Here is a 6,398-nt window from a genome sequence, read left to right on the forward strand (position 1 = left end):
TCATTGTCAAACAAAGCCGATTGATCTCCACTTTTATTTCTTTCAAAAGCGAGTAACTACCTGAATGTCTCGGCCGCTTATCGGAATTACCACGTCGGATCAAAAAAGCCACCTAGCGTGGTGGTTTGATTGGTTTGCTGTCTGGCGACATGGCGGCAAACCGCTACGCTTATCGCCTTCACGCCCACAGCCGGAAAGCCTAGATGGTTTGATCATTGGCGGGGGTGACGATATTCAGGCCCACCTTTATGGCGGCGAAGTGCAGTTAGATGTACGCCTGGATCCTGCCCGAGATGAGCTGGAGCTTGCCCTGCTTGAGCGTTTTATCCCGCTCAATACGCCAGTACTGGGGATCTGTCGAGGCGCGCAATTAATCAACGTGCACCTTGGCGGCACACTGGACCCTGATATCTATACCACCCACGAAGGGCTAAAACGCCGCCGCACGGTGCTACCACGCAAGACCGTCGACATTGTCGGAGCCAGCAAACTGCATCGTCTGCTCGGCGTAACCTGGTGTCGCGTTAACAGCCTCCACCACCAGGCCGTTTACGGCGCTGGCAGGGGAATAGAGATCGTCGCCCGTGACAGAGATGGCTTGGTGCAGGGCATCGAGTCCCGCGAGCATGAGTTCTTGATTGGTGTGCAGTGGCACCCCGAATGGCTGCTTTTCAACCGCCCCCAGCAGCGTCTTATTCGCGCACTGGTGACGGCATCCAAACGTCATGCTAAACGGCGCTCTAAAAACGGATATCTAAAAGCCGATATCTAAAAACCAACATCTAAAAACAAGCCTAGAAACTGGCCTCTAAAGACGAATTTTTAAAATCATAGCCTAATTCAACACCGCCAAGGCGGCTTCGTAATCGGGCTCGTTTTTCAATTCGCTCACTAGCTCGCTGTGCAGTACGCGGTTATCGGCGTCCAGCACTACCACAGCGCGTGCGCACAAACCTTCCATCGGGTTATTGCACAATGCCACACCCCAGGCTTCGCGAAACTCAGAGTGACGGAAAGTAGACAACGTTTCGACATTATCCAGACCTTCTGCCCCACAAAAACGTTTGGCGGCAAAGGGTAAATCTGCCGAGACAACCAACACCACTGTGTCAGCAAGCTTAGACGCCAGCTCGTTAAAATGACGCGTGGACATAGCACAGGTGGGCGTATCCACACTGGGGATAATATTGAGCACCTTGCGCTTGCCTGCAAAGGTCTCAAGAGTGACATCCTGCAGGTCTGTATTAGTCAAGGTCATGGCAGGTGCCGCTTGGCCAACGGCGGGCAGCGAACCGGCGACATCCATTGGTTCGCCCGCGCGAGTAATCTGTTGCATTGCCTACTCCTTACATCGTTAATAATTAATACGTTCTTACCACCAGAGAAGCCATGATAGGCTATCTTCATGCCTTTGCGCTCGTCCTGAAAGGCCTTTGTTTAACGTTTGCGTTTCATCGCACCGAGGGAGTGATATGACCTGTGTATTGATCGTTAAAACCGGCGACGCTTTTCCGGAAGTCGTCGACCAGTTCGGTGATTTTGAAACGCTATTTAAACAGCAGCTCAGCACGGCTCTGCCAGCGCATATGACCCTGCAGGTATGGGATGCTCAGCGACAGTTGACAGCGCCTGCCCTGGATAGCCTAACCGGCATTGTGATTACCGGCTCCCATAGCATGGTCAGTGATGCCGAACCCTGGAGCGAGGCGCTTAAGCCTTGGCTGCAAGAGGCACTCGCCAGCGATATTCCCATGCTCGGGGTCTGCTACGGCCATCAGTTAATGGCTGCTGCTTTCGGTGGCGTAAGCGACTACCACCCAGCGGGCCGAGAATCCGGTACACACACCGTACGGCTAACTCAGGCAGGCCAGCAAGACCCGCTGTTTTGCCAACTCCCGGAACGCTTTGTCGCTCACCTCTCCCATGCACAAACGGTGATGCAGCCACCGCACGGCAGCACGGTGCTGGCCCACAATAGCCATGACGCCCACCAGGCGCTGCGCTACGGCCCGCGGCAGTGGAGCGTGCAGTTTCACCCGGAGTTCACGGCACCCGTCATGCGCGCTTATATTGAGCGCCAAGGTGCCGCGCTACGCGACCAAGGAGAGGACCCACTTACCCTGTCAGCTAACGTGACGGACGCCCCTGAAGCGACCAGCCTTCTACGACGATTTCTGGCATTTGTCTAGCGCTTACCGCCTACCGCCGCTGATCTCGACGTGAGGCTAAGCGATCGGCTAAGCGCGTCGGCTCCGGCAGCTTGGTACGCCCTAGGCAACGCATCACCCAATCAAGCGATGTTTCCAAAGTGATGCGGTGCCCAGGTGACACATACACGGGTTTAACCTTGCTGCGGGAGCGTACCACGGCGCCAATGGTCTCTTGCCCCGCGTAAAGCGGTACCCAATCACCCCGCTGTTCGCCTACCTCGGCGTGTCTGCCATACAACCGAGATTTGGCAATCCCAATGGTAGGCAAATCCAACCAAAGACCTAAGTGAGCCGCCACGCCTAACCTGCGTGGATGGGCAATTCCCTGACCATCGACCATCACCAACTCAGGCATCACACTGAGCTTTTCAAACGCGCCCAACGCAGCGGGGATTTCACGAAACGATAGCAACCCAGGAATATACGCCATACGTGTGGGTTCGCGATGAACCACTTGCTCCACTAGGTTTAAATCCGGCGCAGCGGCTGGGTCCCACTTCAGCACGACCACCGCCGCCCGAGTGATTTCGCCGCCCTCTTCAAAGCCGATATCCACACCGGCGATATGCGTTACCGGCGCTAAGCGATCAGATAGCTCCAAGCACTTCGCCAGCTGTGTTTGCAGCGCTCTCGCTTCTCTAGGCGCCAGATTCCATTCATGTAGCGGTGATGGCATGTCATCCTCCTTGAAATGGTGAATGGTGAATGGTGAATGGTGAATGGTGAATGGTGAATGGTGAATGGTGAATGGTGAATAACGTAGCAAAAAAACGCCCCCGCACCAGTAAAGGTGCGGGGGCGTTTGAGAGTTACTCAATTGCCGCTTGGCGGCAGTTGATGACTCCTTACGTTGATGAAGACTTAGGCGCGTTCGCGACGAGGAATCGGCGCATCACCTTCATCACGACGGCGGCGCGGTGCGCGCTCAGCCGGTGCGCTATCTTCACTGATTTCTAGCGGACGACCGGCCACACGGGCACGTGCCATCTTGGTCAGAATTGTCGAGGGCAAGCCGCTCGGCAGCTCGACCACAGAGAAAGCGTTACGGATATCAATACGGCCGATACGCGCGCCTTCAATGCCGCCTTCATTAGCGAGAGCACCAACGAGCTGGCCGGGTTTGACGCCATCTTTATGACCCACAGAGACGCGGTAGCGCGTCATGCCTTCGGTTGGGCCGCTAGTGCGTTCACGACGTGCACCCGGCTTACCGGCAGACGCGCCATCACGCGAAGGTTTCTCTTTGCGCGGTGCCTGCAGGCGACCAATCGGTGCTTCGTCAGCACGTGCCATGGCGGCAAACGCACAGGTCAGCTCAATCGGGTCATGGCCTTCTTCAATCAGGCGTTCGATCAGAGCACGCTGCTCTTCGGCACCTTTGGTTAAAGAAGCAAGCACACGCTGATGGAAAACTTCATCGCGGTGGGCGCGAATAGCACTTTCATCAGGCAGCGGCATTTCGGTCATTTTCTGGCCGGTCGCCTGCTCCATCCAGCCCACTTTGCGGCCTTCACGGAAGCCAGCAAAGGTAATCGCGATGCCGCTGCGACCGGCACGCCCCGTACGGCCGATACGGTGGGTGTAGGCTTCGGCGTCTTGGGGCAGATCGTAGTTGATAACGTGAGTGATACGCGAAACGTCTAGACCGCGCGCGGCCACATCGGTAGCAATCAACACGTCAACTTTGCCACGCTTCAAGCGCGTAATGGTGCGCTCACGCAGGCTCTGATCCAGATCACCCGACAGGCCTGCGGCGTTAACGCCACGGGCAGTCAGTTGCTCAACCAGCGTGGTACACGCCGCACGAGTACGTACAAAGACGATGGCACCGTCGACCGGTTCTACTTCGAGGATACGCGATAGTGCTTCCAGCTTAGCGCCGCCATCAACACGCACAATGCGCTGCTCGATGTTTTCGCCGGTAGTGGTGCCTTTCTCAATAGCAACCTTAACCGGGTCAACCAAGTAGCGATTAACGATGCGCTCGATTTCGGTCGGCAGAGTCGCCGAGAAGAACACACGCTGAGCATTTTTCGGGGTATCGGCAACCACGCGTTTTACGTCGTCGATAAAGCCCATGCGCAGCATTTCGTCAGCTTCATCCAGCACTAGAGCGGACAAGCCATCAAGCTTCAGGCTACCGCGGTCCAGGTGATCGATAATTCGGCCTGGCGTACCCACAACGACTTGCGCGCCACGCTTAAGGGCGCCCAGCTGTTCACGGTACTCTTGGCCGCCACATAGGGTTGCGACCTCAAGACCTTTGAGGTTTTGGCCATACTTACTAAATGAGGCAGCTACTTGCTGCGCCAACTCGCGGGTTGGCGCCATTACAAGCACTTGTGGCTCGCGGCGAGTCAGTTCTAAACGTGACAGTAACGGTAATGCAAAAGCAGCAGTTTTGCCGGTACCTGTCTGGGCCTGGCCCAGCATATCGCGGCCTTCAAGCAGCGCAGGGATGGTTTGCGCTTGAATCGGAGAAGGAACTAAATAGCCTTGTGATTCAACAGCAGACAGAACGGCAGGCAATAGAGCGAGATCGCCGAAGCTCGGCGAAGCGACAGAAGTCGAGGTCATTAATCACACCTTGGTAGGCCGGCAAGTACCGGCAAAAAACATCATAAGCGTCTCTGACTCTGTCATCGCATAACGACATAACATGTGATCGTTAGCGAAACAGGCACTGCCTTAGCGGTCATAGCCATCAATGGAGTCGGAGACGCCGGTCGCACCTAGCATCCGGTTGGCAAGCACCGCCTATAAGCGGGCCAACCGTTGTGGCGACCTACTGCGCCGATTTCACCCGTGTGGTGAAATACTGGAGGCGCGCCATCTTCACAGCAATGGACATCTAGCAATTGGCGAGATGTTCCCGTAAGCGTTGCTACGAATAACTATTAATTTTGACTCATTAATAACCGTCTCATTAATAACTATGTAGACAAACACTCACCGTCATGATGGAGGGGTCAACACATGCGAGGAAGGCGCATCCTATCACCGCATTTTGCTCATGACCAGTTTTTTTCACTTACATTCTCAGACCTCTCGATCTTGCACCTCAGATCTTGCACCACAGGCCTTGCACCACAATTAATCAAGAGCTTGCACATGTGTGTGTTTAGACTAATCTAAGGATTGCCTAATCAAGTTCACTACTCTCAAGGAGCGATGCAATGAACTGGGATCAAATTGAAGGCAAATGGACAGAGATGAAAGGTAAGGCCCGTGCTAGCTGGGGTGAGATTACCGACGATGAATGGGATCAAATCGGCGGTAAGAAAGACCAACTGGTCGGCAAGCTTCAGCAAAAGTATGGTCTTGAACGTGAAGAAGCAGAGCGTCAAGCCGACGACTGGGCTGACAAGCAGTAGATTAAATACGACACCCTTTATACATCCGGTTTTATTTAGAGCAGGTCGGCGTTTTTAGCAGCATTCGGAGACGATCTGCCCTTTATCGTAGCCACATGGAGAGATGCTATGCGTAAGACAATTCTGACCACAGCGATCAGTACTGCCCTACTGGGTAGCTTTGCGATAGGAGCTCATGCTCAAAACGAGCCACAGGGCATGTACTCAGCCGACGACATTCTTGACGCAGAAGTCTATTTTGCAGGCGGCTCGGGTGAAGAGATTGGTAACGTTGATGACATCTTATTTGATGAAGAGATGCGTATCAGTGCCATTGTGATCGAAAGTGGTTCAGTGCTTGGCCTAGGCGGTCGTGAGATCGTTGTCGATACCGACTACTTCACTTTAGAAACTGAGACAGAAGGCGACGGTGATACCCAGCACCGCATCATGGTCGACGCCAGCCAAGAAGAGGTAGAAGCCTTCCCTGCTTACGATAACGATTGGTGGGAGCAAACCAAAGCCAATGCCCGTGACGCTTGGCAAACAACTCAAGAAGGCGCACAGAGCGCTTGGCAAAGCACTCGCGAAGCAGTCAATGCCGACGAGTAATAGCTTAAACGACACTGAATCTGTAGTGTCATCGTGACGCGTGTATAACAAGTCGCATGTATAACAAGTCGCATGTATAACAAAAAGGGCCGCCCAAATGAACTGACCCCCAATAGTTGGACGGTTGGTTCTCTCAACTAGCTGACATGGCCTGAGTCCTGTATTGCACGGGACTCAGGCCTTTTAGTTTCTGCTTGATCCTCTGATGATTATAGTAATGGAT

General features: G+C 54.2%; 8 protein-coding genes. 4 read left to right on the forward strand and 4 right to left on the reverse strand.

The window, feature by feature from the left end:
• Window positions 1-64 precede the first annotated feature (64 nt).
• Window positions 65-772, forward strand: a complete 708-nt coding sequence (locus tag QT230_RS19310) for a gamma-glutamyl-gamma-aminobutyrate hydrolase family protein (protein WP_308323787.1) — start codon at window positions 65-67, stop codon at window positions 770-772.
• A 63-nt stretch (window positions 773-835) separates the two neighbouring features.
• On the opposite strand, the gene tpx is transcribed toward QT230_RS19310, so the two are convergent.
• On the reverse strand, window positions 836-1,336 hold the full coding sequence (tpx, locus tag QT230_RS19315; protein WP_308323788.1) for a thiol peroxidase: 501 nt from the start codon (window positions 1,334-1,336) through the stop codon (window positions 836-838).
• A 136-nt stretch (window positions 1,337-1,472) separates the two neighbouring features.
• Between tpx and QT230_RS19320 the strand changes: the two genes are divergently transcribed.
• Window positions 1,473-2,189 carry a glutamine amidotransferase gene (locus QT230_RS19320; protein ID WP_308323789.1) on the forward strand — a complete coding sequence of 239 codons (717 nt, stop codon included), beginning with the start codon at window positions 1,473-1,475 and terminating at the stop codon, window positions 2,187-2,189.
• Between the two features lie 10 nt (window positions 2,190-2,199).
• Here the strand turns inward: QT230_RS19320 and nfi are convergent, their stop codons facing one another.
• Complete coding sequence (nfi, locus tag QT230_RS19325) at window positions 2,200-2,886, reverse strand: deoxyribonuclease V (protein ID WP_308323790.1); 687 nt, start codon at window positions 2,884-2,886, stop codon at window positions 2,200-2,202.
• Window positions 2,887-3,071: 185 nt separating this feature from the next.
• Entirely contained in the window at window positions 3,072-4,787 is a 1,716-nt protein-coding gene (locus tag QT230_RS19330; protein ID WP_308323791.1) for a DEAD/DEAH box helicase, read from the reverse strand.
• A 599-nt stretch (window positions 4,788-5,386) separates the two neighbouring features.
• Between QT230_RS19330 and QT230_RS19335 the strand changes: the two genes are divergently transcribed.
• Together QT230_RS19335 and QT230_RS19340 are read left to right on the forward strand one after the other, a co-directional pair.
• Window positions 5,387-5,584 carry a CsbD family protein gene (locus tag QT230_RS19335; RefSeq protein ID WP_308323792.1) on the forward strand — a complete coding sequence of 66 codons (198 nt, stop codon included), beginning with the start codon at window positions 5,387-5,389 and terminating at the stop codon, window positions 5,582-5,584.
• 108 nt (window positions 5,585-5,692) lie between these two features.
• A complete protein-coding gene (locus QT230_RS19340) occupies window positions 5,693-6,175 on the forward strand; it encodes a PRC-barrel domain-containing protein (protein ID WP_308323793.1) in 483 nt (160 codons plus the stop codon).
• A 133-nt stretch (window positions 6,176-6,308) separates the two neighbouring features.
• On the opposite strand, the gene QT230_RS19345 is transcribed toward QT230_RS19340, so the two are convergent.
• On the reverse strand, window positions 6,309-6,398 hold a 90-nt coding region (locus tag QT230_RS19345), incomplete at its 5' end, for an IS3 family transposase (protein ID WP_308323797.1).

The organism is Halomonas sp. SpR8 (assembly GCF_031010195.1).
Lineage (GTDB): Bacteria > Pseudomonadota > Gammaproteobacteria > Pseudomonadales > Halomonadaceae > Vreelandella.